The organism is Streptomyces sp. NPDC005402 (genome assembly GCF_040606575.1).
GTDB lineage: Bacteria > Actinomycetota > Actinomycetes > Streptomycetales > Streptomycetaceae > Streptomyces.
The window spans coordinates 41,215-67,767 of record NZ_JBEXFB010000009.1 but is presented as its reverse complement, the minus strand read 5'-3'; the positions used below and the strand labels follow the sequence as shown (position 1 = coordinate 67,767).

The window sequence follows — 26,553 nt, the reverse complement described above, 5'->3', positions numbered from 1 at the left end:
CGTCAATCGTCCTGCCACTCTTTTGTTATTCCTGTGCGCCCGGGGTGCTCAGGGGCACCCCGGGGCAGGTGGGTCAGCGCTGGGTGTAGATGAAGCCGATCTTGTCGACCGCGTCACCGGAGCGGCCGTGGAATCCGGCGATCTGCCGGCCGGAGGGGGCGGTGCGGGTCACACAGTCGGAGGTGGCGGTGCCGCCGGCCAGCGTGCGGCCGAGGTTGGTCGTGAACTTGGCGTAGAAGATCCGCGTGTGGTCGTTGTACTCGCCCTGGCAGAGCTGGGCCGTGGTCACGTACTCCCCGCTGCCGAGCGTCAGGGATGACGCGGTGCCGCCGGTTCCGCCGTGGGCGAGCGTCGTGCCGTTCGCCAGGGTGAGGCTCATCTGGTCGACGCGGGAGCCGCTGCGCAGCCCGACGGTGGTGGCGCGGGCGCCGGCGGGCACGCCGGTGATGTCGTTGAAGTAGTCGCCGTGCGGGCCGCCGAACTGGTCGCTGAGCTGGTAGGCCACATTGCGCGACCAGGTGAAGCCGACGGTGATCGGGTCGTGGTCGGAGAGCATCAGATTGTCGCTGGTGAGGAACTTGGCGTGCTCGTTGTTGTACGACGTGGCGTTCAGCGAGACCAGCTTGCTGTTGCGGTAGAGGACCTTGTCGACGACCTCGCAGGTGTTGGGGACGGTGGTGCCGGTCTGGTCGCAGACCAGGGCGTCGCTGCCCTTGGCGGGCGGGGTGCCGCCGCGGATCAGCTGGACCCAGGGGTCGGTCAGGCCGTTGGCGGCGGCGAACTCGGCGATGGTGTCGCCGGAGCGGGTGTAGCGCGTGTTGGTGTCGCCCATGACCACGACCGCGTTGCCGGCGGAGTGGGTCTTGATGAACGCGCTGAGCTGGTTGAGGTTGTCGGCGCGTGAGGCGAGGTCTCCGTCATTGGTACCGGCGTTGGTGTGCACGTTGTAGAAGTCGACGTACACGCCCTCGGCGAGGCGCTCGCGCATGAACGTGAAGCCCTTGGGGGTGAGGCAGTCGCCCGAGTCCACCTGGCAGGAGTTCCAGCGCACCCGCTCGAAGTCGTCGGCGTCATAGGGGATTTTGGACAGGGTGTTCAGGCCACTGCCGATGCCGGCGCCGCCGCTGGTGGGCGTCCGGTAGGCGTGGTTGGTGTCGGCCGCGTAGAGGTAGGCGTGGTAGTTGAAGTCCTCCTCCACGTGGACGATGTCGTACGGCGCGATCCGCTGGCCGATCGCGGTCGTGCTCGACTCACGCGGTGTCGATGAGCTGTTGATCGCCGAGGGCAGGCCGGCCACGTTGTAGCTGAGAACGCTGAAGGTGCCCGAGTCGTCGGCCGTGGCAGACGTGGCGGGCGGGGCGGCCGCGGTGAGTCCGCCGAGGACGGCGGTGGTCGTCGCCAGAGCGGCGAGGAGTCTGCGCATGGGGAGTGTCTCCTGGGGGAGTGGCGCGGGTGAAGGGGCGGGGCGGGACAGAAGTTACCGCTGGTTACCCCTTGTTGTCGCGGCCCCGTGCGCTCTCGGGTCGCCAAGTCCCCTGCGTCTGACCGGGTGTTGGGAAGCCGTGCCCGCCACCGTTCATCTCTCCTTCACGCGCGGTGGCTGAATCTCCGCCCTGCGGACGGCGCGGCTCCAGATCGATAAGACGTGTGGAATTTCTGCGCGGCATATCTGTCTACGATATGTAGATCGTAGGGAGAGGGATCGCGCGTGAGTGAACCACCAGTCCTCGTCTGCCCGGAGTGCGGGGCGCCCAGGGCGGCGGACGGCACTCCCTCCTGCACCTGCGCACACCGCGCCTCCGAGGCCCACCTGGAGTCCCGTACGGCCGAGGCGGCGGCCGCGGAGGACTTCGACCCGGTACGGATACGGCCCTTCGTGGAGGTCGGCGAGGAACCGGCCGAATCGGCCGGAGAACCAGAACGCCCGGGCCTCACAGGGGATCTGCGCGACGCCGCCATGGTTTCGGCCGACAAGGGGCAGGTGCCTCGCGAGGAGCCGCGGGTGCAGTCCCCGGACGACCGCGCGCCGGGCGGTCGCAGGCGGCGGACACCGGTCGTCGCCGGGGCGGGAGCGGCCGTCGCCGTCCTCCTGGTCACCGGCGGATTCGTCGGCGGGCTCTTCACCTACGACAGCCCTTCACGGGACGGTTCCGTGACCGGCGGCGTGCGCGCGGGCGTGCCGGAGGTGCCGCCGTCGTCGAGCGGTCCGTCCGCCACGGCTTCTTCACCTGCGGCGACCTCGACGAAGTCGTCCGCACCGCCCTCCTCCTCGCCGAGCGCGGACTCCAGCATCAGCGCTTCCCCGACGGCCACCGCCACCTCGACCAGAACTCCGTCGAGCGCCGCCGCCACCGTCACGGCGGCCCCCCGCCCGACCCTGTCCCAGGGCCGGCCTCCCGTGCTCAGCCTCGGCGACCGGGGACCCGAGGTCGTCGAACTCCAGCTCCGGCTCCAGCAGGTCGGTGTCTACGACGGGGAGGCCGACGGCGACTTCGACCAGCAGGTCCAGAGCGCCGTCCGCAATTACCAGGTCACCCGCTTCGTCCTTCAGGACGAGTCCGGCGTCTACGGCAAGGCGACGCGCGCCTCACTCGAGTCCGAGACCTCGGAGCCGTGAGCGCCGAGGTCTAGTTCCGGTGCCCGCCGGAAGAGTGCGCCAGGTCGTAGGGGCGGGGGTAACCGCTCGGGGAGTAGGGGAGATAGCGAGCCGGGGACGCCGGATCGGCCTCGGTGGCACGGGAGTTGAGTGCCGCGGGATCACTGCCCGACCAGTGACCGCTCGCGATCCGGTCCTCCAGCGTGTGCAGGGCGGCGATCTGCTCGCCCGGGCTGAAGGTGCAGTGGCCCGCGTTGTCGACATAGCGCTGCCGTAGCAGTGGAGCCGAACCCGCGGCCGTGACGGCTCGGTGGTAGGCGCTCTCGGACTGCACCGGGATCAGCGCGTCGCCGGTGGTGTGGATGTCGAGTTGGGGCTTGGTGAGGCGGCCGGTGAAGGAGCTCGTACGGCTCATCCAGTCGACGGCGTTCGTGTCGGCGCGGGTGCGCGGGGCCTTGTCGAGGGCGTTGAGGTCGGATTTCAGGGAGAGGCCGGCCTTCCCGTACAGCTCCTTGACCTCCTTGAGGTAGGGGGAGTGGCGGAGCATCGCGTGGTAGTCGACCCCGGTGTTCCACGACATATTGCCGCCCGCCCGGGACTCGGCCTCCTGGCGCCAGACGAAGGCGGGGAACCTCACCAGACCGACGACGGCCTGGTACTGGCCCGACTGCTGGGCGTCCCGGTCGGTGGGCGCGGGCCGGGGCTGTGAAGGGTCGTTCCAGCCGGGGATGTTGTGCAGGGCGGCCGCGAGCGCGATGCGGGCGCGTCCGCCGGCGCTCTGCTGGGCCTCGGTGAGGACGGCCGTCATGGCGTCGGACGCCTGGGTCGCGGCGGCCGGGTTCGGCAGCCCGGTCAGCCGGATGCCGGAGCCGGGCGCGAGGAGCGTCTTCAGCGCGAACACCGGGTCCAGCGTGCTGCTCCAATTGGCGACACCGCCCTGGACCAGCCCGCACATCGACAGCGAACCGGCGAGGCGGGACGCGTGGCGTTCCGCGAGGGCGGTCGTGACGAGGCCGCCGTAGGACGTGCCCCAGGCGATGGTCCGGCCGGCGTGCCCGAAGCGGGCGGTGAAGGTGTCGAGGGTGGCGAGCTGGTCGGGTACGGCTTCGGTGACGGCCCAGCCGGTGGTGGCGTACGAGGATCCGATGAGCGCGTAACCCTCCTTCAGGAGCAGGGACTTCGTGGTGTCGTCGGGTGCGTCGCGGGCCGGGTTGGGGACGCCGGGTGGTGTGTAGCCGTGGCTGTAGAGGAGGACCGTGCCGTTCCAGCCGGCCGGCACGTCCATGAGATAGGTCGCGCCGGACGGCAGTCGGCCCTCGACGTGGACGTCCTCGGCGGTCCGGGCGGCCCCGGTGAACGGGGCGGCGAGCAGCAGTGCCGCGACGGTGACGAGCGTACGGGTGCGGATGCGGTGCATCACGAGACGTGGGCTCCTTGGGTGCAGTCCGTTTTTCCTGCGGTCGGGGGGACTGACACCGGCGAAAGTAGGCGTGTACATTGCGGGCGTCAATGATGTGCACAACATCAGTGGACGGGTCATGAGGTGTGCTGCCGCCTCGTCAGGAGGGCCCCATGCAAAGGCGTGTGCTCGGACTTGCCGTTGCGGTGGTGACCCTCGCGGGCGCCGCCGGATGTGGATCGTCGGACTCCGGGAGCGGAGGCACGTCGTCCGCGAGTGGAGGAAAGAAGACGCAGGTCACGGTCGGTGTCATCCCCATCGTCGACGTGGCGCCGCTCTATCTCGGGCAGAAGAAGGGGTTCTTCGCCCGTCGCGGGATCGAGCTGAAGATGGTGACCGCGCAGGGCGGTGCGGCGATCATCCCCGGGGTGGTGAGCGGCCAGTTCCAGTTCGGCTTCAGCAACACCACGTCCCTGATGCTCGCGCAGACCAAGGGCGTTCCCGTGAAGTCCGTGGTCAACGGGGCCGCTTCCAACGGCAAGGTGGGGGCCGACGTCACCGGTGTCCTGGTGAAGAAGGACAGCCCGGTGAAGTCCGCGAAGGACCTGGCCGGACGCTCGGTCGCGGTGAACACCCTCCAGAACATCGGGGACACCACGGTCCGCGAGTCGGTCCGCGAGGACGGCGGCGACCCGGCGAAGGTGAAGTTCGTCGAGATCCCCTTCGACCAGATGCCGGCCGCGCTGGACGGCGGCCGCGTGGACGCCGCGTGGATGGGGGAGCCGGCCCAGACGATCGCCAAGGCGCAGGGCGCCCGGGTCATCGCCTCGCCCTTCGCCGAGACCGACCCGAAGCTCACCGTCGCGACGTGGTTCACCTCGACCAAAATCGCGCAGCAGAACCCCGCGCTGGTGAAGAGCTTCACCGACGCCATGACGGAGTCACTGCAGTACGCGACCGGACACCCGGACGAGGCCCGGCAGATCCTCACCGTCTACACCAAGATCAGCGGCGATGTGCTGTCCCGGCTCATCCTCCCCAGCTGGCCGGCCCAGGTCGACACGGCTTCACTGGAGAAGCTCGCCGGGCTGGGCGAAGAGGACGGCATCTTCGGCGGCAAGAAGCCGGACATCCAGGCGCTGTTCTCCTGAGGAGGCCGGGTTCGGGGCCCGGGCTCAGGCCTTGGGGCGTCGTCCGCTGCGCCGCGGCGCGGGCTCGGAGCCGCCCAGGAGTTCACGGCGGCGCTCCTCGCCGTGCTCCTCCACCTGGAGCACGACCTGCCGCAGCCCCTCCGCGAGGCCGCGGCACTCGGTGTCGCTGAGACCGGCCGTCACGAAGGCCTCCTCCTCGTTGAACGCCGGGAACACCCGACGCATCAACTCCTCACCCTCTTCGGTGAGTTTGAGCAGGACGAGCCGCCCGTCGGTGGGGTGCCCGGACCGGCTCAGCAGGCCGCGCGACTCCAGGGTCCGCGAGACGCCGGTGAGCGTGCCCTTGGAGATCCCGGCCTCCTCGGCCACGTGCCGGGTCTCCGACTCGCCCCACACCCAGACGACCCACAGCACGACGAACGCCGTCCAGGTCAGGTCCGAGCCGCGCAGTACGGAGTTCTCCAGGTGCTGGCGCACCGCGGACGCGGCCCGGTAGATGTTCGCCACGGCCGCCATCTGGTCCCGGCGGATCGGGAAACCACCGAGCTTCTCGGCCGCGAGCTTCTCGGCTTGGGTGATGGATCGCTGGCCGGGCACGGGCGGCTCCTTCGTCGGGCACAGGTCGTTCGGGCTCAAATTCTAGAGGGGCCGCCGCTCGGCCCAGAGGTCCGCGCCCCATTCCAGGAGCCGGGCGAGGTCCTCCTCGGAAGGACGGGCGGCGGCCGAGGGGGTGGGGGTGCCCCGGGAGATGTTGCCGCTGACGGTGATGTTGTGCTCCACACGGGGGCGGCGGAGCGCCTCGTACAGGGCGAGCGCGGCATCCGGGTCCGGCGCGTCCCGCAAGGACTTGGCGAGGACGACGGCGTCCTCCAGCGCCATCGAGGCGCCCTGGCCGGTCGCGGGGGAGGCGGCGTGGGCGGCGTCGCCGATGAGCAGGACCCGTCCGGAGCGCCACGGGGTGCCGGTGGGAATCTCGGTGGCGTTGGTGACCATGAGCTCCTCGCCGGTGGCCCCGACCAGGTCCGCGGCCGGGGTGGCGTCCTTGCGCAGCAGCGGCAGCAACAGGTCGCGCCAGTGATCGGGTGTGCCCTGCGCCACCTCCTCGGCGGGCAGCGGGTCGCCGCTCACCCGGGCGAACCAGTACGCCTCCCCGTCGGGCGACACCGCGTAGCCGAAGGCGGCCCCGCTGCCGCGGACCATGGTGATGCACGCGTCCGCGCCGGGAGGAGAAGCGGCGCGCGTGTAGCCGTAGAAGACGTACTGGCCGGCGTAGAAGGGCCGCGTCCCCGGCGAGATCGACCGTCGTACGGCGGAGTTCAGGCCGTCGGCGCCGATCAGCAGGTCGCCGGTCGCGGTGGTGCCGTCGGCGAAGTGCGCGGTGACCCCGTGGGGGCCGTCCTCGACGGAGGCGAGCCGTGCGCCGTGCCGGACGGGGATGCCCCGGCGCCACGCCTCCGCCTGGAGCGCGGTGTTGAGGTCGCCGCGGCGCAGGCACCGGTACTGGAGGAGCGGCTCGGAGACCTCGCCCATGGGCGCGTGCGTCAGCTCGGCGCCCATGTCGTCCAGGACCCGCAGTGAGGTCAGCGGGAAGCCGAGCGCGGTGACCGCCGCGGAGGCGTCCAACTGGGCCAGGGCGCGCATGCCGTTGCTCGCCAGGGTGAGGAACGCGCCGATGTCCTCGGCCGAGTCGGGATGGGCCTCGTGCACAGCGGTCTCGAAGCCCGCCTTGTGCAGCGCCAGAGCCGCCGCCGTACCGGCGATACCGCCGCCGATGACCAGTACGCGTGCCACACCCACCCCGTTCGTCCCGCGTGCGCCCGCACGGCTGTACGGACACGAAGGGAACGACGGGACGGCGGCGAGGGTTCCGTGAGCAACACGGCTGAACAGCGCGACGCCGGTCGTGCCGCCCCTGCGAGGCCAAGGCACGACCGGCGTCGTGTTCGAGTCAGGCGCCGCTCTCGCGCAGCATGTCCTCGCGCTCGACGAGCTTCACGCGCTCGCGGCCCTGGGGCTCGCCCAGCGCCTTCTCGGCGGCGTCCAGCTTGTACCAGCCCTCCCAGGTGGTGAAGCGGACGTCGCGCTCGGCGAGGAACGCGTCCACGGCCTCCGGTTCGGGCGAACCGGGGGTCTGGAGGCGGTCGTTCGCGAAGTCGTCAAGGAGGTTCGAGACCGTCTCGTTGGCGTCGCCCTTGGTGTGGCCGATGAGGCCGACCGGACCGCGCCGGATCCAGCCGGTGACGTACGTCGACTGGAGGTGCTCGCCGCTCTCCTGCATGACGCGGCCGCCCTGGTCCGGGACCGTGCCCGAGTCGATGTCCCAGGGCAGCTTGGGCAGCTTGTCGGAGAGGTAGCCGACCGCGCGGTAGACCGCGGTGACGTCCCAGTCCTTGAACTCGCCGGTGCCCTTGACGTTGCCGGTGCCGTCGAGGGCGGTGCGCTCGGTGCGCAGGCCGACGACCTTGCCGTCCTCACCGAGGATCTCGGTGGGCGACTCGAAGAAGTGCAGGAACAACTTGTGCGGTCGGTCGCCGACGTCGCGGATCGCCCAGTTCTCCAGGGTCTTGGCGACCATGTCGGCCTGCTTGTTGCCGCGCCGGGTCTCGATCGAGCCCTCGTCGTAGTCGATGTCCTCGGGGTCGACGATGACCTCGATGTTGGGCGAGTGGTCCAGCTCGCGCAGCTCCATCGGGGAGAACTTCGCCTGCGCCGGGCCACGGCGGCCGAAGACGTGGACCTCCAGCGCCTTGTTGGCCTTCAGGCCCTCATACACGTTCGGCGGGATCTCCGTCGGCAGGAGTTCGTCGGCCGTCTTGGCCAGGACGCGCGCCACGTCGAGCGCGACGTTGCCGACGCCGAGCACGGCGACCTTCTCGGCCTCCAGGGGCCAGGTGCGCGGTACGTCCGGGTGGCCGTCGTACCAGGAGACGAAGTCGGCGGCGCCGTACGAGCCGTCGAGCTCGATGCCCGGTATGCGCAGCTCGCGGTCGGCGGTCGCGCCCGTGGAGAAGATCACGGCGTCGTAGAACGCGCGCAGGTCGTCCAGGCTGATGTCGGTCGGGTAGTCGACGTTGCCGAAGAGACGGATCTGCGGCTTGTCGAGCACCTGGTGCAGGGCTGTGATGATGCCCTTGATCCGGGGGTGGTCCGGTGCCACGCCGTAACGGATCAGTCCGAACGGGGCCGGCATCCGCTCGAAGAGGTCGATGGAGACACCGGGTTCGGCGGCCACATCCGACTTGAGCAGCGCGTCGGCGGCGTAGATCCCGGCGGGGCCGGCTCCGACGATGGCTACCCGCAGGGGGCGGGGCATGATCAGGTTCCCTTCGAGCGGTGACAGATCAACTCGGGGGAAGCCTAAGCTGAGGCAAGCCTAAGTCGGTACGCGGGTCCACTCTATGAGCTCATAAGATCACCTTATGGGTGACAAGGTGCCTCAAACCCGTCAAATTGAGTCAGGGGAGTGGCTGTTCCGCCCAGATGACCTTTCCCGCGGGGGTGTACCGGGTGCCCCAGCGCTCGCTGAGCTGGGCGACGAGGAACAGTCCGCGGCCGCCCTCGTCGGTCATCGCCGCGTACCGCAGATGCGGTGAGGTGCTGCTGCTGTCGAAGACCTCGCAGATCAGGGTGCGGTCGTGGAGCATGCGGACGTGGATGGGGTCGCCGCCGTAGCGGATCGCGTTGGTGACGAGCTCGCTCAGGATCAGCTCCGTGGTGAACGCGAGGTCGTCCAGGTCCCAGCGGGCGAGCTGCCGGGACACCGCGGCCCGTACGTCGGAGACGGCCGCCGGGTCGGCGGGGACCTGCCACTCGGCGATCCGGTCGGCGGCGAGCGCCCGGGTGCGGGCCACGATCAGGGCGATGTCGTCGGTGGCCCGGGTCGGCGGCCGCGCGTCGAGCACGGCCCGGCAGGTGTCCTCGGGTGAGGGCCCCGCCTGCTCCAGAGCGGTGCGGAGCAGCTCCAGGCCCACGTCGATGTCGCGTTCCCGGTCCTCCACGAGCCCGTCCGTGTAGAGCACCAGGCGGCTGCCCTCGGCGAGTTCCAGGTCCGCCGTCTCGAACGGCAGGCCGCCGAGGCCGAGCGGGGGCCCCGCGGGCACGTCGGGGTACTCGACGCTGCCGTCGGGGTGGATGACGGCGGGCGGCGGATGGCCGGCGCGGGCGATCGTGCACAGCCGGGACACCGGGTCGTAGACGGCGTACAGGCAGGTCGCGCCCGTGACGGGGGAGTTGCCGCTCTCCTCGGCCTCGTCCTGGTCGATCCGGGCGACCAACTCGTCGAGCAGGGCGAGCAGTTCGTCGGGCGGCAGGTCCAGGGCGGAGAAGTTGTGCACCGCCGTGCGCAGCCTGCCCATCGTGGCCGCCGCGTGCAGCCCGTGCCCCACGACGTCACCGACCACGAGCGCGACCCGCGCCCCGGACAGCGGCAGCACGTCGAACCAGTCGCCGCCCACCCCGGCCTGCGCGGGCAGGTACTTGTAGGCGATGTCCAGGGCGTCCTGCTCGGGCAGCCGGCGCGGCAGCAGACTGCGCTGGAGCGTCACCGCCATGGTGTGCTCGCGGGTGTAGCGGCGGGCGTTGTCGATGGAGACCGCGGCCCGGGTGACGAGCTCCTCGGCGAGGGCGACCTCTTCGGTGTCGAAGGGCTCGGGCTTGTCCGAGCGCCAGAAGCTGACCGTGCCCAGGACGAGACTGCCGGCCCGCAGGGGGACGGCGATCAGCGAGTGGATGCCGTACTCCATGACGTGGCCGGAGCGCTCCCTGTCCTGCGCGTGCCACCCGGTGGCCTCGGTGAGCCGCGGCTCCAGGACGGCCCGGCCGCTGCTGATGCCGCGGGCCTGCGGAGCGGAGTCGACCAGCGGGATGCGCTCGCCGACCTTGTACAGCGGGGCGTCCTCGCGGATGCCGCTGAACGCGGTGCGGCGCAGGGTGGTCGCCGCCTCCGGCTGGCCCCCGCTGAGCACCGCGTCGAAGAGGTCGACGGTGGCGAAGTCCGCGAACCTCGGTACGGCGAGCTCGGCCAGCTCCTCGGCGGTGCGCGTCACATCCAGGCTCGTGCCGATGCCCACGGTGGCGTCGTACAGCATGTCGAGGCGCTCGCGGGCCACCTCGGCACGCCCGGACAGGGCGCGCAGCTCGGTCGAGTCGCGCAGGGTGGCGACGCTGCCCGGCGGACCGCCCTGGATGTCGGTGGGCCGCTGGTTGACCGCCAGGAGGCGGTCCTTGACCCGGTGCACCTCGTCGGTGGCGACCCGTCCGGAGGCCAGCAGCCCGGCGGTGTCGGCCGGGAGCGTGAGGTCGAGGACGTGCCTGCCCTCGGCGTCGGCGGGCAGGTCGAGCAGCCGGTGGGCCTCGTCGTTGGCGAGCAGCAGCCGGCCCTCGCCGCTGACGATCAGCACGCCCTCGCGCACGGCGTGCAGGACCGCGTCGTGGTGCTCGTACATGCGGGTCATCTCGTGCGGGCCCAGGCCGTGGGTCTGGCGCAGCAGCCGTCTGCTGACCAGTGCCGTGCCGCCCATGGCGAGGGCGAGTCCCACAGCGGCGGCCATCAGGAGCAGCGGCAGCTGCTGGTTGGCGGTGCCGCCCACCTTGGCGGTGGTGATTCCCGCCGACACCAGGCCCACCACCTTGCCGTCGTCCTTGATCGGGACGACGGCCTGCACGAGCGGTCCGATGGTGCCCGTGATGTCCTCGGTCACCACGCGCCCCGCCAGCGCGGGGGCGATGTCCCCGACGAACTTCTTGCCGATGCGGTCCGGCTTGGGGTGCGTGTACCGGATGCCGTCGGTGTCCATGACGACGATGAAGTCGACGTCGGTCGCCAGGCGGGCCGCCTCGGCACGCGGCTGGAGCACCGCCGAGGGGTCGGGACTGCTGAGGGCCTCGGCGGTGCCCGGGGCGTTGGCGAAGGCCTGGGCCACGGCCACCGAACGGTTGCGGGCCTCGATGGTGCTGTCATGTCGCACCTGGAGCACCAGGGCCACCACCGCCGCCACGACCAGCAGCAGGACGATCACGACCTGGAGCATGAACACCTGTCCGGCCACGCTGCGTCCGCCGACCGCCGCCCGCAGAGCTCCCGGCCGCGGTGTCCGGGCTCCGTCGCGCTCCGCCCGCGTGGGTGAACTGCCCCTCAGCGGGCCCTCGTACCGGTCGTGAGCGTGGTCGGGTGTTTGCGGTGGGCGGGGACCGCCGGGGTGACGGGCCGACCCGCCCCCGAAGCGGCCCAGGAGTCGGACCATGTGCCCATGTCTACACTGCCGCGCCCCAGGAGGCGAGGGGCGTCACCCGGTGTGACAGAACATGAACAAACCCTCCAGACCCTCCTCATGGTGATCTAGGGGGCGCGCCGGGTGGCGAGCAGCAGCGCGATGTCGTCGGGGCGGTCCTGGGCGTGCCGGGCGCTCGCCGTGAGCCGGTCCGCCACACCCGCCAGGGACCGGCCGCCCGGCCGGCCGGCCGGAGCACCGGCCTTCGCCAGGGCCACCCGCAGCGCGGTGATGCCCTCGTCGATGTCGCTGCCGGGCCGTTCCACCAGCCCGTCGGTGTAGAGCGCCAGGATCGCGCCGGGTTCCATCTGGAGCTCGGTCACCGGATAGCGGGCCCGCGGGGCCACTCCGAGGACGACTCCGCCGGGCAGGTCCAGGACCCGGGTGCGGCCGTCGGGGCTGCGCAGCAGGGGCGGTGGATGCCCGGCGCGGGCCGCTCTGGCCCGACCGGTGGCGGGGTCGAGCCGGATGTAGCAGCAGCTGGCGAACAGGCCGGGATCGAGGTCGATGAGGAGATGATTGGTGCTGCTCATGACCTCGTCCGGCGGCCGGTCGCCGAGCGCGAACGCCCTGACCGCGCTGCGCAGCTGGCCCATGGTGGCCGCCGCCTGCACGCCGTGCCCCTGGACGTCCCCGATGACCAGGGCCAGCCCGTCGCCGGACTCGACGACGTCGTACCAGTCACCGCCGACGTCCATCCCCGCGGTGCCCGGCAGATAGCGCCCGGTGGTCTCCAGTTGCGGGTGCGCCGAGAGACGGCGGGGGAGGAGTGCCTGCTGGAGGCCCCGGGCGAGCACGGTCTCCGACTCGTAGCGCTGTGCCTTCTCCATGGCGTGGGCGATGAGTCCGGCCATCGCGGTGAGCACCGTGCGCTCCTCGGTGCTGAAGCTGCGCGGGCGGTCGAAGCCGAGGATGCAGGAGCCGACCGGCCGCCCGGAGGCGATCAGCGGCAGGAAGGCCCGGGCGCCCTCGGTGGCGTCCAGGGCGATACCGGGGTAGGCGGCGGTCAGCTGTTCCATCGAGTCGAAGAACAGCGGTCGGCCGGTGGTGAGGGTCTCCACGCCGGGCAGGCGCGTGCCCAGGTCCACGCCGTCGAAGGGCGCGAGGAAGCCCTGGGGGAAGCCGGTCTCCCACTCCAGGTACAGATGCCGTTCCTGGAGCAGGTAGATCGCGAGCCGACGGCCGCCGAACGCGGGCAGCAGCTCCCGCATCACCACCGCGGACACCTGCCGGGCGGTGACCGCCTCGGTCAGGGCGATGGCCAGCGCGATCGGCCGGTACAGGGGCGCCAGCGGGCTCACGTCCGACGGGGACACCTCGGCGGCCTCCTGCCCCGCGGGACCGGCCGTCACCCGGCTCGCGGGCCGGATCGTACAGGTCAGCCGGTCCGGACCGGAATGCACGGACAGGGCGAGCCAGTCGCCTTCGTACGGCTGGGGGGTGGACGGGGTTTCCTGAGCGGGCGGCGGTGATTCGGTGCCTGGAGTGGGCGGCGGTGACTCGGAACCCCGGCCGGATCGCGGTGGCCCGGCGTCCTGCGCGGATCGCGGTGACTCGGCGTTCTGAGCGGACCGCGCCGGCCCGGCGTCCTGCGCGGAAGGCCGTGTCCCGGGCTCCTGCGCGGAAGGCCGTGCGAGATGGAAGTGGACCGGGTCCGGTGTGAGGAGGGCCGCCCGCAGGTGGTCCTCGAACTCGGGGCGGGCCAGCCAGGGCACCGCCTGCCACAGGTCCCGGCCGACGAGCTCGGCGCGGGGGCGGCCCAAAAGCTGGGCGGCGCGCGGATTCGCGTAGACGACCAGGCCCAGCCGGTCCACGCAGAACACGCCGTCGGGCAGCAGGTCGGCCGCCGAGTCCGCGGTGGGGGCGGGGCCTGGGGCGACGACGACGCCGCGGACCGCGGGGGCGGCGGGCGGGTGGTAGGCGTTCCACAGGTCCAGCAGGCGCAGTTCGCCGTCCTCGTCCCGCAGATAGAGGGGCAGGGCGGGAGGGCGGCCGGCGGCGGTGTCCCGCAGGGTGGCCAGGATGCGGTGCGCGTCGCTGGGGGCCACGGCCTCGGCGAACGCTTCGACGGTGCCGGTGAACTCGCTGGGCGGCACGCCCAAAAGGGTGTGCAGGTCCTCGTCCAGGGTGATGTCGGCCGTCTTGGGATCCCAGGCGAAGCGCCCGACGCGCCCCACGGACGTGGAAGCGGTCGGGGGCCGCAGACAGAGGGGCTCCCCTTCCCAGGCGACCTGGTCCGGGTTCCCGTCCTCCAGGCTCCGCAGCGCCTCGCCCAGCTCCTGAGCGAGGCGCACCATACGGTCGCGGCCGGCCAGCACCTCGGCGGCGTCGGTGACGGCAGGGCGCAGCACGGTCAGCACGCCGAAGGTCGTGGAACCGCCGACGACGGGCACGTAGAGCGAGCCGAACTGGAACGGCAGTCCGGCGGCGAACTGCGGGTAGCGCCGCATCGTCTCGGTGGCGTTGGGCAGGACCACCTGGACGCCGAGCCGGTAGGCGTCGGCGACGGGGAAGGGACGGTCGACGTGCAGCCGCCACCAAGGGCGGAACAGGGGGCCGGGCAGCCCCGACAGGACGGCGAGCCGTAGCAGTCCGGGCGTGCGGGAGCGCAGATAGACCCCTCCGGCGTGGCCGCCGGCCGCGCTGACCGCCTCCGTCGAAGCGTCGATCAGCAGCGCCGCCAACCGCCCGGCCGTCGGGTGTGCGTCCTCGACGCTCCCTGTCATCGGCCCTACCTAGTCCGTGCACCGTCCCGTGGGCGACACAGCAAGAATGCGCCACCAGCACACCGGCCCGCACCCGGGCGGGCCATATGTACACCTCGCTCGCGCTGCTGGACAACCGCTGGTCGGACTCTTAGGCTGAATATCCAGATCTGGACAATGAGTCCATTCGAGCCCGAGGGCGGAGCGCCGGTGGTGAAAGACGTCGTCGACGGTGCGGACGAGCACCTCATCGGTGAGGCCGAGAAGATCGCGGTCGCGCTCGGCCGGATGTTTCCTGGCCTGTGCGAGGTGGTGCTGCACGACCTGCGGGATCCGCGGCACGCGATCCGGGCGATCGAGAACAACCTCTCCGGCCGCCGGGTCGGGGACTCCGCGACCGAGCTGGGACTGGCGCGCATCGCCGATCCCGCGTACCCGAGCGTCATCCAGAACTATCCCAATCGGTTCCCCGACGGCCGCCCGGCCAAGAGCACGTCCATCGGGATCAAGAACGAAGCCGGTGAGTACGTCGCGGCCCTGTGTCTCAACCTCGACGTGTCGGTCCTGTCACCCGTGACGCTCGCCCTGTCGAACCTCGTGGCCACGGACACCGAGCACCGCGAGCAGCCCCTGGAGACCCTGCGGGACCGCACGACGCGCGAACTGCGCCGGACGGTCGAGGAGTTGGCCGCGGAGCGCGCCGCCACCCCCCGGTCGCTGAGCAGACAGGACAAGAAGGCGCTCGTACGGCGGCTGCACCAGGACGGGTACTTCGACTCGCGGGACGCCGCGCAGACCATCGCGGATCTGCTGGGCGTGTCCCGGGCGACCGTCTACAACTACAGCAAGTGAAGGGGCCCCTCATGACCTCCGCCGGACCGCACCCCGGCAAGCGGGAACTCCCGCCCGAACCGTTCGCCCGCGCACGCGTGTTCCGCGACCTGCCCGAACAGGCCCTCCGCATGGGGGAGAGCCGGCACGCCCCCGTGGACACGGTCCTCGCCCTGCTCGAGAAGATGGACCTCTCCCTGTGAGCCCGATCAGCCCTATGAGCCCCGAGACCCACGCGGGCCCCGCTCGGACCCCCGCGAGCGCGGCCGCGCGGACCCTGGCCGATCCCGACACCCCGTTCGCCGTCGTCGACGTCCACAAGGTCAGGCGCAACGTCGAGCGGCTGGCGGCCAGGGCCGACCGGCTCGGTGTCACCCTGCGGCCCCATGTGAAGACGGCCAAGAGCCTCGATGTCGCCGCCCTCCTGCACGAACGTGGTCGGCCCTGCCCGGTCACGGTGTCCACCCTGGCCGAAGCGGAGGCGTTCGCCGACGGCGGTTACACCGACATCACCTACGCCGTCGGTATCGACCCCCACAAACTCCCGCGTGTCGTAGCCCTGCTGCGGCGCGGTGTCGCCCTGCGCATCCTGCTGGACAGCGCGGAGCAGGCGGAGTTCGTCGCCGAGGCCTCCCGCCGCGCCGGACTTCCCGTCCCCACCCAGATCGAGATCGACTGCGACGGTCACCGCGGTGGCCTCAGGCCCGATGCACCCGCTCTCCCCGAGATCGGCCGCATCCTCCACGAAACGGGCTGCCTGGACGGCGTGTTGACCCACGCGGGCGAGTCCTACTTCGCCTGCACCGCCGAGGAGCAGCGCCTGGCCGCGAGGAACGAACGCGACAGTGCCGTCGCCGCGGCCGAGTCGCTGCGTGCGGCGGGCCTGCCCGTGTCCACGGTCAGCGTCGGCTCCACCCCCACCGCCCATGCCGCCGAGGACCTCACCGGCGTCACCGAACTGCGCGCGGGCAACTACGTCTTCTTCGACCTGGTGATGGCCGGCCTCGGGGTCTGCCGCGTGGACGACCTCGCCCTGTCGGTCGTCGTCACCGTCATCGGCCACCGCCCCGAGCACGGCTGGATCCTCACCGACGGCGGCTGGATGGCCATGTCCCGCGACCGCGGTACCGCGGCCCAGGCCGAGGACCAGGGGTACGGCCTGGTCGCCGACCTCGGCGGCAACCCGGTCCCGGGCTTGGTCATGACGGCCGCCAGTCAGGAACACGGCACCCTCACCGCCCGCGACGGCACCCGTCTGCCCGACTGGCCCATCGGCACCCGCCTGCGCATCCTGCCCAACCACGCCTGCGCCACAGCCGCCCAACACCACGGCTACCACGTCGTCGACGGCTCGCGGCCGACGGCGGGGGCGCCGGTGGTCCAGGCGTTCTGGAGCCGCGTCAGCGGGTGGTGATCAGCCGCGGCTCAAGGCGTTGCCCGCCATCGCGACACGCCGAAGCCATGACCGATATTGCTCCGACGCGCAGGCGTTAAAGTGCCGCGTGGGAGGGGAAATCACCCTTGTGCAGATCGTGGCTTGTGGTATTAGAGAGGCCGTTTAAGGGGTAACTACCACCACGCGCGGGTGTTCAATCGTGGTGATGATCATGATGTGATCAGGGGGCGCCTCGGACTACGTTTCCGCTGTGATCACCTCTCAACTCCCCGTAACGACACCCCCGCTGACCGAGACGGCCGCGATCCGGCACCTCCTCTTCGGTGCGCAGGCCGAGATCCACGACCCCTGGCGCCGCCTGTTCAGCTCCGACGTGTTCGCCTACCACGAGGGGCTGACCCACCAGGAGCGCACAGAACTGTCCTATCAACGCCTGCGCACAGTGAACGCGGCGGTGCCCGACCCCCAGGCCCTGGCGCGGGACCCGGTCGCCCTGAGCGCCCTGCACGAGTGGGCCGGGGTGGTGGACGCCGGTATGACGACGATCGCCAGCATCCACTACAACCTGTTCCTCGGCAGTCTGCTCGAACACGACCACGAGGGGCGGGACTTGGGCCCCTACCTGCGGATGGAACGCATCGGCACCTTCCTGTGCACCGAGCAGGCGCACGGCAACGACGCCCCCCAGATGGAGACCACCGCGACCCTGGACCGGGACACGGGCGGATTCGTGCTCACCACTCCGACGCGGGGGGCCCGCAAATGGATGCCCAACACCTCCGTGGCCGGCGGCCCGAAGGACGCCCTGGTCGCCGCCCGTCTGGTGATCGACGGCAAGGACCAGGGTGTCTTCCTCTTCCTGACCTCACTGACCGACACGAACGGCCGTCATCTGCCGGGCGTGGAGGTGGAGTTGCTGCCCCAGACGGCCAGCAGCCCGGTCGACCACTGCGCCACCTCGTTCCACGGGGTACGGCTGCCCCGGACGGCCATGCTCCAGGGTGAGCACGGCCGGCTGACGGACGAGGGCGAACTCGTCTCCTGCCTGGGAAGTCCGCGCAAACGGTTCCTGCGCTCCATCGGCCGCGTGACCATGGGCAAACTGTGCATGAGCGCCTACAGCCTCGGCGTGACGCGGCACGCCCTGACCGTCGCCGTGCGCCACGCCCACCAGCGGGTCACCTCGGGCATGACCAGCGGGCAGCGGGTGCCGCTGTTCACCCATCGCACTCATCACGCTCCGCTCGTGGAGGCCCTCGCCACGACCTACGCCGCCACCCTGCTGCAACGTGAGGTCGTACGGCGCTGGGCCGGGGCCGCGGAGGACGAGCGCGAGGACGCCGAGCGGCTGGTGGCCATCGCCAAGGGCTGGATCACCTGGCAGGCCCGCGCCGTGATGACCGAGTGCCGCGAACGCTGCGGCGCACAGGGCCTGTTGCTCTCCAACGGGATAGCGGGACAGCTCGCGGCCAACGAGGGCACGATCACCGCGGAGGGCGACAACACCGTCATCTGGGTCAAGGCGGCCGGGGAGCTGCTGCTGGGCGGCTTCACCCCGAGGCCGCCCAGCGACGTGTCCCCGGCCACCCGGAGCCTGCACGATCCGGCCCACCTGCACGACCTGATGGGGGACCTGGAGCGAATACGTCACGAGCGGGCCCGTGCGCGACTGCGCGCGAAACGGGCCGGCTCGCCCCTCGACCGCTGGAACGGCGCCTCCGGCGCGGCGCTGTCCCTGGTCGACGCCCATGTCCACCGGCTGGCCGCAGAGGAACTTCTCGCGGCGGCCGGGCGGGCCGCCGAGCCGCAGGTCGCCCTCCTGCTGGAGCACCTGCACCGGCTGTTCGCCCTGCGCCATGTGGCCGCGCACAGCGGTGAGCTGCTCGCCCACGAGCGGCTGACCGCCGAGCAGGTCCGGTATCTGCCGGAGGTCCTGGAGGCCACCGTCGCCGCGCTGGTGCCGCACGCGCTGACGCTCACCGATGCTTTCGCCGTGCCGGACGAGGTCACCGCGCGCCATCCCATGCTGGGAGCCGAGGTGGTACCGGCGTGACCCTCTCCACCACGTCCTGATCCACCGGCGACGGCCGGGGCCGCGGAGCATTCCGCGGCCCCGGCCTCTGTTTAAGCCTTGGCTTATATAAGTGATGGGTGGCATAGTGGGGCACGTGCACGCGTTCGACGTACTCGGGGATCCGGTCAGGCGCCGGATATTGGAACTGCTCGCCTCAGGGGAGCAGGCGTCGGGCGAGGTCAGTGCCGTGATCCGGGACGAGTTCGGGATCTCCCAGCCGGCCGTCTCGCAGCATCTGAAAGTGCTGCGGGACAGCGGCTTCGCCTCTGTGCGCGCCGACGGCAACCGGCGGTTGTACGCCGTCGAAGCCGCCCCGCTCAGAGAGGTGGACGCCTGGCTGGAGCGCTTCCGGGGTTTCTGGGACCAGCGGCTCGACGCGCTCGGAACGGAGCTCGCGCGAGGAAAGCGCGGGCGCAGGCTGCAAGGAGAGGTGAGCGAGCATGAGTGAGATCGCCGACGCGATCAACCGTATGCACCGCCGGGTCGGCACCCGGCAGGTCGAGGCCGGCGAGGCGCGGACGGTCCTGCTGTGCCGTACGTACGACGCGGAGATCACCGACGTGTGGGACGCGGTGACCTCTCCCGAGCGGATCGCGCGCTGGTTCATGCCGGTCAGCGGCGAGCTCAAGGTCGGCGGCCGCTACCAGCTGGAGGGCAACGCCGGCGGCGAGATCCTCGACTGCGTGGAACCCGAGCGGCTGCGGGTGAGCTGGCTGTACGGCCCCGACCCGGGCTTCAGCGAGGTCGAGGTGCGCCTGACACCCGAGGACGGGGAGCGCACGGTCCTCGAACTCGAGCACGTGGCCGTCGTACCGGACGAGTTCTGGGACCAGTTCGGGCCCGGTGCCGTCGGAGTGGGCTGGGACCTGGGGCTCTACGGACTCGCCCTGCACCTCGCGGGCGGCGGCCTCAGCAAGGAGGAGGCCGCGACCTGGCACACCACGCCCGAGGGCAGCGCCTTCATCACCGGCTCGGGCCAGGGATGGGGCGAGGCGTACGCCGCCTCCGGCGCGGACCAGGAGACGGCGACGAGGACGGCGGCCGCGACGATCGCGTTCTACACGGGAACGGAGGCCTGATCCGCTCCGCCTGTCTCAAGCGGTGTGCAGGGTGCGCCGCGCGAGTTCGTACGCCGGGAGCATCTCCTCGTGCTCCTCGGTGTCGAGCCCGCCGAGGTGCACCACCACCGGCCCGTCCGGGGTGGTGACGGCGAAGGCGCTCTCCTTCTTCTTCTCCTCCAGGAGCTCACTGGCGTACAGGTACTCGACCTGCACCCCCGAGAGGCCGCCGGACGTGAAGGCGCTGTACTTCTCCCCGCTCACCCCGTCCTCGGCCGCGACGAAGGCCTCCAGCACGGTCCGGGCGTCGGCGGCACCGGACTTCCCGGCCCACACGCGGAGGAACCCGATGTTGCCCGCGGGTTTCGCGTCGATCTCGCAGGCCAGGGTGACGGGCCCCTGGCTCAGCGGCGCCTTCACCGCCTCGGCCGTCCAGCTCTTCGCCGTGTCGAAGGAGACGGGCAGCTCGCACGCAGAGCCGGCGGCGCCGACCGTGCCGCCGCTGCTCGCGGCCGTGCCGTCCGGGCCGGAAACCTGGGCCGTCGTCGAGGGGCGCGCGGACTCCGCGGAGTCGTCCCCCTCAGTGGCCTCCGAACAGCCCGTCAGCACACCCGCCAGCAACGCCGCATGGGCCATCCGAAGCCACGTGTTCCCCGCCCCGACCGGCATAGCCGTGTCTCCCTCTGTTCGCTGGTGCTGCTCGAAGCAGTCAGGTTAGGTGGCGGGAATAACGAATCGTGCAGCGATGGGGGAAGCGTTGTTGACCTTCGACGAGTACTGCGCCGCGATCGTCGCCCAGACCGACCTGCTCGCCCAGCACGTCAAGGGCGCCGATGCGAGCGCTCCGGTGCCCACCTGCCCCGGCTGGCACCTCGGCCGGCTGCTGCGGCACGTGGGCGGTGACCACCGGTGGGCACAGGACCTCGTCCGGACCCGGGCCACCGAGCCGATCGACGACGACATGGTCGACGACCCGGCCGCCTACGCCCACCTCGACGACTCCGCGCTCGGCGACTGGCTCGTCGAGGGCGCCGCCAGGCTGGCCGACACCCTGCGTGCGGCCGGGCCGGACGTACCGGTGTGGACCCCCGCCGACGAGCGACTGGTCCAGCAGTCCGCGATGTTCTGGGCCCGGCGCATGACGTACGAGACCCTGCTGCACCGGGCCGACGCGGCCCTCGTGACCGGGGCGGAGTTCGTCGTCGAGGAGTCTCTCGCGGTGGACGCCGTGGAGGAGTGGCTGGAGTTCGCCACCGTGCCCGAGGCCTACGAGCCCCTGCCGGGTGTGCCGGAACTGCTCGCGCCCGGGCGGGCCCTGGGCTTCGACGCGGGGGCGGCGGGGGAGTGGCTGCTCGACCTCGGCGGGGAGCGGCCGGTGTGGCGGCGCGGGGCCGGCCCCGCCACCGTGAGCGTGCGCGGGCCGGTGACGGACCTGCTCCTGTTCCTCTACGCCCGCCCGGCGCCCGGTGTCGAGACGCGAGGGGACTCGGAGCTGCTGGATCTGTGGCTGAAGCGCACGCGGTTCTGGCTGGAGGCGTAGGCGCGGGAGAGGGCCGGTGTGGCCGAAGCCACGTGCCGGGTGCGGCCGGAGCCATGTCGTCCTGGCGGGGCCGCGGGCTACCGTTTCGCGCAGTTCCCTCTCCCACCAGCACCTCGGGCGGCCCGGCAGTGCAAGCAGATCTCTCCCCGGTCATCGCGGCGACCGCCCACTGGCTGATCCGCGCCTATCCGCCGACGGGCGGCGCGCTGGCCGCCGCGCTGTGCGAGGTGCAGGCGCGGCAGGCCGTGACGGTCGCCGCGTGGCTGCGCTATCCGACGGTGATGGACGCCGCGCTCGTCGGCATGGCGGGCCCGGGCGGCTCGGGGCGCCTCGACTGGGTCACCGGCGCGGATGCCGGTCCTGACCGGGACGCCGAGGAGTATGCCTGGCGTACCTGGGTGGACGAGGTCGTGGCCAGCTGGGCGGCCTGTCTGCTCAGCGACCCCGTACTGGCCGAACGCGCGGTGGCCGACATAGCGGAGGGCGAGCACACGACGGGCTCACCGGCCGCGTTCCGCCGTCTGCTCGCCCCGGACGCCACCGACCGCGATGCCGCCGCCCTGCTCCGCCACCCCGACCTGCTCGCGTCGGTGGCCGGGCTGCACCGGGGCGAGCTACTGGACCGGCTGGGGTCGGACGAGGCGCTCGTCGCCTGACGGGCGTTCCGGAAGGGCGGCGTGGAACGCGCAGGAGTTCCACGCCACCGCCTTTGATCAATCGTGCCGTCGCTCTGTGACGGCACCGAGATCACTGCGCCCTGCCGGCGTCCCCGGCCGCGTCCCCGGACGTCAGTCGTGCTTGCCCCGGCCGGAGAGCGCGTCCCGCAGCCGGTCGACCAGGCCGGCCCCCGGAGCGAGCAGCTTGTTCGCCGGAGGAGTGTCCGGAGCCGACGGGTGCGGGCGGGTCGGGGCCATCTTCTTGGCGCGGCGCACCTTGTCGCCCAGCTCGTCCAGCTCCTTCTCCGAGCACGCGACACGCAGCTGCGGGAAGAGGGTCTCCTCCTCCTCGGCGATGTGCGAGCGGACCTCGCTCATCAGCTCGCCGATGAGCCGGTCGAACTCGGGATCGTCCGCCTCGCAGCCCTCCAGGTCCTTCATGAGCTGCTCGGCCTTGGAGTGGTCCTCGATCTCCCGGTCCGCCATGGTGTTCCCGTTGACCAGGTGCTCCCGAACCGCCGGGTAGAGGTACTCCTCCTCCGCGACCGAGTGCCGGATCAGCTCCATGGTGGCCTGCTCGGCGTAGACCTTCCGGCTCTTGTCACCGGGCGCCAGCGCCTCGATCTTCCCGAACAGCTCCTCGACCTCGTGGTGATCGGTCACCAGCTCGTCGATGACGTTTCCTCCGTGTCCCATGTTCTTCCACCTCCGCCCCTCGGGTGCCCTCAGCCGCACTCTCTATGCCTGGTCACAGGCTTGTCAGGAGCTGCGGGGACAATTGTTTGATCAACGTGTCGGTCCAGCGCATCTGGCGCGGCGTCTGCGGGTGGCAGGCCGACGCCAGCTCCAGCAGCCGTTCGTCCCGGGTCGCCTGGGCGGCCTGCGCGAGCATCTCCCGGTGCAGCGAGTTCTCCGTGGCGGCCAGGTGGAGGGCGCGCAGGTCGTGCAGGAGCAGCAGCCCCTCAGGTCCCTCGCCGGACCTGGGCTGGGGCGTGTCGTCGTCGAGGCGCAGCCCTTCGGCCGCGGCGAAGTCGGCGAGCCGCCCGGCATGCTCGCGCGACGGGTCGGCGAGGTCGGTGGCGACATGGTGGACCTCGTGCTCCTCGGCGTGCCGCTCGGACACGGCCGCAAGGTCCCGCGCCAGCTGCCGCTTAGGGCGCGGGCAGGGTGTGGGCGATCCCGTCCTTCATGGCGTCCCTCCCGGCCCACTGTCCTGTGTGGCGTACGCCTGCCGCCCGCCGGTGGTGGCCGGCACGGCGCCCGGGTCGGAGGGGGCCGAGGCCGTGGTGGTCGGTGCCGGGGCGTACCGTCCGTCCGCGCGGGCCACGAGGGTGAGGGCGGCTGCCGCCGCCTTGAACAGGGGCTGCTTGGAGGCGGGATCCCAGTCGGTGATCGTCGTCTCGTTCGCGGCCCGCCCCGGGCCGCCCCCGTCCGGGCCGTCGCCCTCCTCGGTGTCCCAGTAGCCGTAGTGGAAGGGCACGAACAGCAGCCCCGGCCGGATGTCCGTCACCCGCAGCCGCGCCTCCAGCGCGCCGCGCGCGGTCGCCACCCGGACGAGATGCGTCCGGGCTCCCCATGGATCCGCGATCCGGTCCGCCTTCATGGAGGCCTCCCTGACAGCTCCCGCCGATCGCTCCTGAGTACCCGTGTCCCGGAGCCGGTAACGGTGCCCTGGTGTAAGGCGGCCCGCTCGAAGGAACCCGCACCAGGACACAGGCGTACGACGCTCCAGGGAGGCCGATGTGACCGACGCCGTGACCGAGGTGCTCGCGCGAGTGCGCGCAGAGGTGGCCGCACGAGCGGATCGGCTGTGGGACATGGCGCGGATGCTGCACTCCGACCCGGAGTACGCCTTCGAGGAACACCGGGCGGCCGCACTGCTGTGCGGCGAACTCGAATGGGCGGGGTTCAAGGTGCAGCGGGACGTCGCCGGACTCCCCACCGCCTTCACCGCCCGCTCCGGCACCAGGACCCGCCCCGCGGTGGCCCTGATGCTGGAGTACGACGCCCTGCCCGGCCTCGGCCACGCGTGCGGGCACAACCTGATCGCCGCGGCGGGCCTGGGTGCGGCGTTGGCCGCCCGAGCGGTGCTCGACCGGGATGCGGGCACCGTGTGGGCCATCGGCACGCCGGCGGAGGAGGGCGGCGGGGGCAAGGTCGCCGAAACCGACGCCGGGGTGTTCGACGACGTCGACGCGGCGCTGATGTTCCACCCCGGGGTGCACAGCTGGCAGTGGGCGCCGCTGACCGCGCAGGCCCAGTACCGCGTCGGGTTCCGCGGGCGCGCCGCCCACCCGACCGGGAACCCCACCGAGGGCATCGACGCGCTCGCCGCGCTCATCCAGCTGTTCAACACGCTGGCCGTGATCGGGCGCAGGCTGCCCGAGGGCTCGCACGTGCAGGGCATCGTCACGGACGGCGGCAAGGCGACCAACATCGTCCCCGAGTACGCGGAGGGCCTCTTCGGGTTGCGCGCATTGACGACGGTCGCCCTGGAGGACCTGGCCGGCGAGCTGCTGACCTGCGCCCAGGGGGTGGCACGGGCGACGGGCACGACGGTGACGGTGGAACGGGCCACGCCGCGCTACGAGCACTTCCGGGACAGCACGGTACTGTCGGCCCGGTTCGCCCGGCACCTGGCGGGGACGGGCATCGAGATGACACCGCCCGCGCCGGGCGTCTACCTGGGCTCCTCCGACGTCGGCAACGTCAGCGGACGGGTGCCCGCCATCCACCCCTTCGTGGCGATCATGGAGGAGGACGGCTCGGACCACACCCCGGAGTTCGCCGTCGCGGCCGGCTCCGAGCGCGGCCGGCAGGTGATGCTCGCGGCGGCTGAGGCACTGGCCTGCACCGCGGTGGAGGTCCTGTTGCGACCGGAGCTGCGGGACGAGGCGTGGGAGGACCACGACCGGGCGTCGGTCCGCAGCTGAAAGGCTCTCGGTCGGCGTGCGGAGGAAACGTCAGTCGGCGTGCAGGTGGTACACGTTGAAAGCCCGCCGGATCACGGGCTGGGCCACGTTCCGCACCCGCACGCCGCCGGCCGTCATCCCGTGCTCCGTCCCCGCGTGAGCGTGTCCGTGCACGCTCAGGTCGGCCCCCGCGGTGTCGATCGCCTCGGCCAGCAGATAGCTGCCGAGAAACGGATAGATCTCCGGCGGCTCACCGGCCAGCGTGTCCGCGACGGGGGAGAAGTGGGTGAGCGCGACCCGTGTCCCGCAGCCCTGCCGCTCCAGGTCCTCCAACGCGGTGCGCAGCCCGTCCGCGCAGCGCCGTGAGTACCGTACGAACTCCTTCATCAGCGGCTCGCCGAACTCCCCGGCGCTGCGGCCAACGAACCCGCCGCCGAACCCCTTGGTGCCGGCGATGCCCACGCGGGTGTCGCCGCACTCGACGACCGTCCCCTCGCCCTCCAGCACCCGCACACCGGCGTCCTCCAGCAGGGCTGCGACCTTCTCGGGCTGCTCGTCGTGGTGGTCGTGGTTGCCGAGGACCGCCACGACCGGCACCGGGAGGCCCCGTACCTCCTGGGCCACCACCCGGGCCTCCTCCGGCGTGCCGTGCCGGGTGAGGTCGCCGGCCAGCAGGAGCAGGTCGGCACAGTCGGGCAGGGTGTCGAAGGCGGGACGCAGCAGGCCCTGGCTCTCGGGGCCCATGTGGATGTCCCCCACGGCGGCGACGCGGATCACGGCAGCTCCTCCGCATGATCGGGCGTGGCGGTCTCCGCCACCACCACATCGGTGTGCACGGACAGCCCGGCCAGCTCCTCGCGCACGGTGCGCAGCACGGTCTCCCGGCACTGCGCGGACGGCACCGTGCCGGTGACCACGACCGCCCCGGCCCGCACCTCGGCGCGGACTCCCAGCTCGCCCAGTTCCTCCGCGGCGAGCCGGTCGCGCAGGTGGGCGACGCGGTACTCGGCGTTCTCCTCCGGGTGCTCGGCGTGTTCCTCCCGGGGCCCGCTCATGGCCGTTCCTCCTTCGTCCTCGGCTCGATGACCTCCAGCCGTTCCAGGAAGTAGAAGAACGCATCCGGCATCGGTGCGTCCCCGCAGCCGCGGCGTACGGCCTCCCAGTCGACCTTCTCCCGCAGCGCGCGGGCGATCGGCAGGACGGCCCCGAAGTCGCAGTGGTGCTCGGAGAACGCGGACAGCAGGCTGTGCAGCAGGTCGGTCGGGGACAGCACGGGCATGAACACCGAGTCCACCGAGAGTGCGTCGGCCCGCGCCAGCAGTTCCCTGGTGACCGGCTGGTGGGCCAGCTCGAAGATCAGATCGACCTGCTGGCCCATGCAGTCGGCCTTCAGCAGCCAGTCCTCCGGAGGCGTCCGCACCTCAAGACCCGCCTCGCGCAGGGTCTCGGCCACGGACTGCGCGTCCTCGGGGAGGATGGCGAAGTCGACGTCGTGCTGAAGATTCTGGGCGCCGCCATGGGCGTACACGGCGACACTGCCCGCGAGCGCGAACGGGTGCCCTTCCCGTTTCAGGATCGCGCCGACCTGCTTGGCCGCCTCCAGGATCGCCTGGTTGCGGTCGACGGGCAGACTCGAGGCGAGCGCGTCGGCGGCGCCCCCTGTCGCCCCGGTCGCCAGTCGCAGTCCGGCGGCGCCCCCGTGGCGGTCGACGTCGTCGTCGGCGTGCTGCGTCATCAGTGCCCCCTTCCTGGCCGGCCCGCACCGAAGGGGCCGTGACGGGAGCCCCGAGTACCCGGGGGGACGCCTTCGACACCGCGTACCACGGGCTCGGCCTCGGGGCGGGGGGTCGGCCTTCGGGCGGTGGGAGCGGTGGGGTGCGGTGAGGGGATGGGGCAGCTAGCGGCTGGTGGACGTCAGCCTGCGGCCGGGGGCAGGTGGGCCTTCGGCCAGCGGAAGATCAGGCTG

The 26,553-nt window shown here is 71.8% G+C and carries 24 protein-coding genes and 1 pseudogene; 11 read left to right on the top strand and 14 right to left on the bottom strand.

From position 1 onward, the window contains the following. Window positions 1-73: 73 nt before the first annotated feature. Complete coding sequence (locus ABZT02_RS19040; protein WP_356019094.1) at window positions 74-1,423, bottom strand: jacalin-like lectin; 1,350 nt, start codon at window positions 1,421-1,423, stop codon at window positions 74-76. A 285-nt stretch (window positions 1,424-1,708) separates the two neighbouring features. Between ABZT02_RS19040 and ABZT02_RS19035 the strand changes: the two genes are divergently transcribed. Further along, window positions 1,709-2,617 (top strand): peptidoglycan-binding domain-containing protein, encoded by a 909-nt coding sequence (locus ABZT02_RS19035; RefSeq protein WP_356019093.1) that lies wholly within the window; start codon window positions 1,709-1,711, stop codon window positions 2,615-2,617. A gap of 10 nt (window positions 2,618-2,627) precedes the next feature. Here ABZT02_RS19035 and ABZT02_RS19030 read toward each other — a convergent pair whose 3' ends face one another. Then, entirely contained in the window at window positions 2,628-4,013 is a 1,386-nt protein-coding gene (locus ABZT02_RS19030) for a hypothetical protein (protein WP_356019346.1), read from the bottom strand. Window positions 4,014-4,168: 155 nt separating this feature from the next. On the opposite strand from ABZT02_RS19030, the gene ABZT02_RS19025 reads away from it, so the two are divergent. Further along, the gene (locus ABZT02_RS19025; RefSeq protein WP_356019092.1) at window positions 4,169-5,146 is read left to right on the top strand and encodes an ABC transporter substrate-binding protein; all 978 of its coding nucleotides are present in this window, start codon (window positions 4,169-4,171) and stop codon (window positions 5,144-5,146) included. Between the two features lie 24 nt (window positions 5,147-5,170). On the opposite strand, the gene ABZT02_RS19020 is transcribed toward ABZT02_RS19025, so the two are convergent. From ABZT02_RS19020 to ABZT02_RS19000, 5 genes are all read right to left on the bottom strand, one after another. Continuing rightward, complete coding sequence (locus ABZT02_RS19020; RefSeq protein ID WP_356019091.1) at window positions 5,171-5,743, bottom strand: MarR family transcriptional regulator; 573 nt, start codon at window positions 5,741-5,743, stop codon at window positions 5,171-5,173. A 42-nt stretch (window positions 5,744-5,785) separates the two neighbouring features. Beyond that, on the bottom strand, window positions 5,786-6,943 hold the full coding sequence (locus tag ABZT02_RS19015) for an NAD(P)/FAD-dependent oxidoreductase (protein WP_356019090.1): 1,158 nt from the start codon (window positions 6,941-6,943) through the stop codon (window positions 5,786-5,788). A gap of 151 nt (window positions 6,944-7,094) precedes the next feature. Further along, complete coding sequence (locus tag ABZT02_RS19010) at window positions 7,095-8,459, bottom strand: FAD-dependent oxidoreductase (RefSeq protein WP_356019088.1); 1,365 nt, start codon at window positions 8,457-8,459, stop codon at window positions 7,095-7,097. 142 nt (window positions 8,460-8,601) lie between these two features. Beyond that, window positions 8,602-11,175 carry a SpoIIE family protein phosphatase gene (locus tag ABZT02_RS19005; protein WP_356019345.1) on the bottom strand — a complete coding sequence of 858 codons (2,574 nt, stop codon included), beginning with the start codon at window positions 11,173-11,175 and terminating at the stop codon, window positions 8,602-8,604. Between the two features lie 308 nt (window positions 11,176-11,483). Next, entirely contained in the window at window positions 11,484-14,141 is a 2,658-nt protein-coding gene (locus ABZT02_RS19000; RefSeq protein WP_356019087.1) for a SpoIIE family protein phosphatase, read from the bottom strand. Between the two features lie 156 nt (window positions 14,142-14,297). Between ABZT02_RS19000 and ABZT02_RS18995 the strand changes: the two genes are divergently transcribed. The 6 genes from ABZT02_RS18995 to ABZT02_RS18970 all read left to right on the top strand — a co-directional run bounded on the left by ABZT02_RS18995 (window position 14,298) and on the right by ABZT02_RS18970 (window position 19,500). Next, window positions 14,298-14,972, top strand: coding sequence for a PAS domain-containing protein (locus ABZT02_RS18995; protein ID WP_356019086.1), 675 nt, complete (start codon window positions 14,298-14,300; stop codon window positions 14,970-14,972). Window positions 14,973-14,983: 11 nt separating this feature from the next. Further along, entirely contained in the window at window positions 14,984-15,154 is a 171-nt protein-coding gene (locus ABZT02_RS18990; protein WP_356019085.1) for a hypothetical protein, read from the top strand. Between the two features lie 14 nt (window positions 15,155-15,168). After that, window positions 15,169-16,365, top strand: a complete 1,197-nt coding sequence (locus ABZT02_RS18985) for a DSD1 family PLP-dependent enzyme (protein WP_356019083.1) — start codon at window positions 15,169-15,171, stop codon at window positions 16,363-16,365. Window positions 16,366-16,597: 232 nt separating this feature from the next. Beyond that, on the top strand, window positions 16,598-18,400 hold the full coding sequence (locus ABZT02_RS18980) for an acyl-CoA dehydrogenase (protein ID WP_356019081.1): 1,803 nt from the start codon (window positions 16,598-16,600) through the stop codon (window positions 18,398-18,400). Window positions 18,401-18,506: 106 nt separating this feature from the next. Then, entirely contained in the window at window positions 18,507-18,869 is a 363-nt protein-coding gene (locus ABZT02_RS18975) for a metalloregulator ArsR/SmtB family transcription factor (RefSeq protein WP_356019344.1), read from the top strand. After that, window positions 18,862-19,500, top strand: a complete 639-nt coding sequence (locus tag ABZT02_RS18970) for an SRPBCC family protein (protein ID WP_356019080.1) — start codon at window positions 18,862-18,864, stop codon at window positions 19,498-19,500. The genes ABZT02_RS18975 and ABZT02_RS18970 overlap by 8 nt, the downstream gene beginning before the upstream one ends. Before the next feature lie 15 nt (window positions 19,501-19,515). Here the strand turns inward: ABZT02_RS18970 and ABZT02_RS18965 are convergent, their stop codons facing one another. After that, on the bottom strand, window positions 19,516-20,148 hold the full coding sequence (locus ABZT02_RS18965; protein WP_356019079.1) for a lipoprotein: 633 nt from the start codon (window positions 20,146-20,148) through the stop codon (window positions 19,516-19,518). A 76-nt stretch (window positions 20,149-20,224) separates the two neighbouring features. On the opposite strand from ABZT02_RS18965, the gene ABZT02_RS18960 reads away from it, so the two are divergent. Both ABZT02_RS18960 and ABZT02_RS18955 read left to right on the top strand, forming a co-directional pair. Then, complete coding sequence (locus ABZT02_RS18960) at window positions 20,225-21,019, top strand: maleylpyruvate isomerase family mycothiol-dependent enzyme (protein ID WP_356019078.1); 795 nt, start codon at window positions 20,225-20,227, stop codon at window positions 21,017-21,019. 128 nt (window positions 21,020-21,147) lie between these two features. After that, window positions 21,148-21,675 (top strand): hypothetical protein, encoded by a 528-nt coding sequence (locus ABZT02_RS18955; protein WP_356019076.1) that lies wholly within the window; start codon window positions 21,148-21,150, stop codon window positions 21,673-21,675. 132 nt (window positions 21,676-21,807) lie between these two features. Here ABZT02_RS18955 and ABZT02_RS18950 read toward each other — a convergent pair whose 3' ends face one another. The 3 genes and pseudogenes from ABZT02_RS18950 to ABZT02_RS18940 form a co-directional block, all read right to left on the bottom strand. Continuing rightward, window positions 21,808-22,371, bottom strand: a complete 564-nt coding sequence (locus ABZT02_RS18950; RefSeq protein WP_356019075.1) for a hemerythrin domain-containing protein — start codon at window positions 22,369-22,371, stop codon at window positions 21,808-21,810. A 52-nt stretch (window positions 22,372-22,423) separates the two neighbouring features. Then, the gene (locus ABZT02_RS18945) at window positions 22,424-22,798 is read right to left on the bottom strand and encodes a hypothetical protein (protein WP_356019074.1); all 375 of its coding nucleotides are present in this window, start codon (window positions 22,796-22,798) and stop codon (window positions 22,424-22,426) included. A gap of 63 nt (window positions 22,799-22,861) precedes the next feature. After that, a pseudogene (locus ABZT02_RS18940) lies at window positions 22,862-23,233 on the bottom strand (molybdopterin dinucleotide binding domain-containing protein); the annotation flags it as partial. Window positions 23,234-23,417: 184 nt separating this feature from the next. Between ABZT02_RS18940 and ABZT02_RS18935 the strand changes: the two are divergent. Next, window positions 23,418-24,608 carry an amidohydrolase gene (locus ABZT02_RS18935; RefSeq protein WP_356019072.1) on the top strand — a complete coding sequence of 397 codons (1,191 nt, stop codon included), beginning with the start codon at window positions 23,418-23,420 and terminating at the stop codon, window positions 24,606-24,608. Window positions 24,609-24,638: 30 nt separating this feature from the next. Here the strand turns inward: ABZT02_RS18935 and ABZT02_RS18930 are convergent, their stop codons facing one another. The 3 genes from ABZT02_RS18930 to ABZT02_RS18920 are packed head-to-tail and all read right to left on the bottom strand — an operon-like array spanning window position 24,639 to window position 26,322. Continuing rightward, window positions 24,639-25,364, bottom strand: coding sequence for a metallophosphoesterase (locus tag ABZT02_RS18930; RefSeq protein ID WP_356019071.1), 726 nt, complete (start codon window positions 25,362-25,364; stop codon window positions 24,639-24,641). Continuing rightward, entirely contained in the window at window positions 25,361-25,642 is a 282-nt protein-coding gene (locus ABZT02_RS18925; RefSeq protein WP_356019070.1) for a BON domain-containing protein, read from the bottom strand. Before ABZT02_RS18925 ends, ABZT02_RS18930 begins: the two co-directional genes overlap by 4 nt. Then, a complete protein-coding gene (locus ABZT02_RS18920) occupies window positions 25,639-26,322 on the bottom strand; it encodes a hypothetical protein (protein ID WP_356019068.1) in 684 nt (227 codons plus the stop codon). The genes ABZT02_RS18925 and ABZT02_RS18920 overlap by 4 nt, the downstream gene beginning before the upstream one ends. Window positions 26,323-26,553 lie beyond the last annotated feature (231 nt).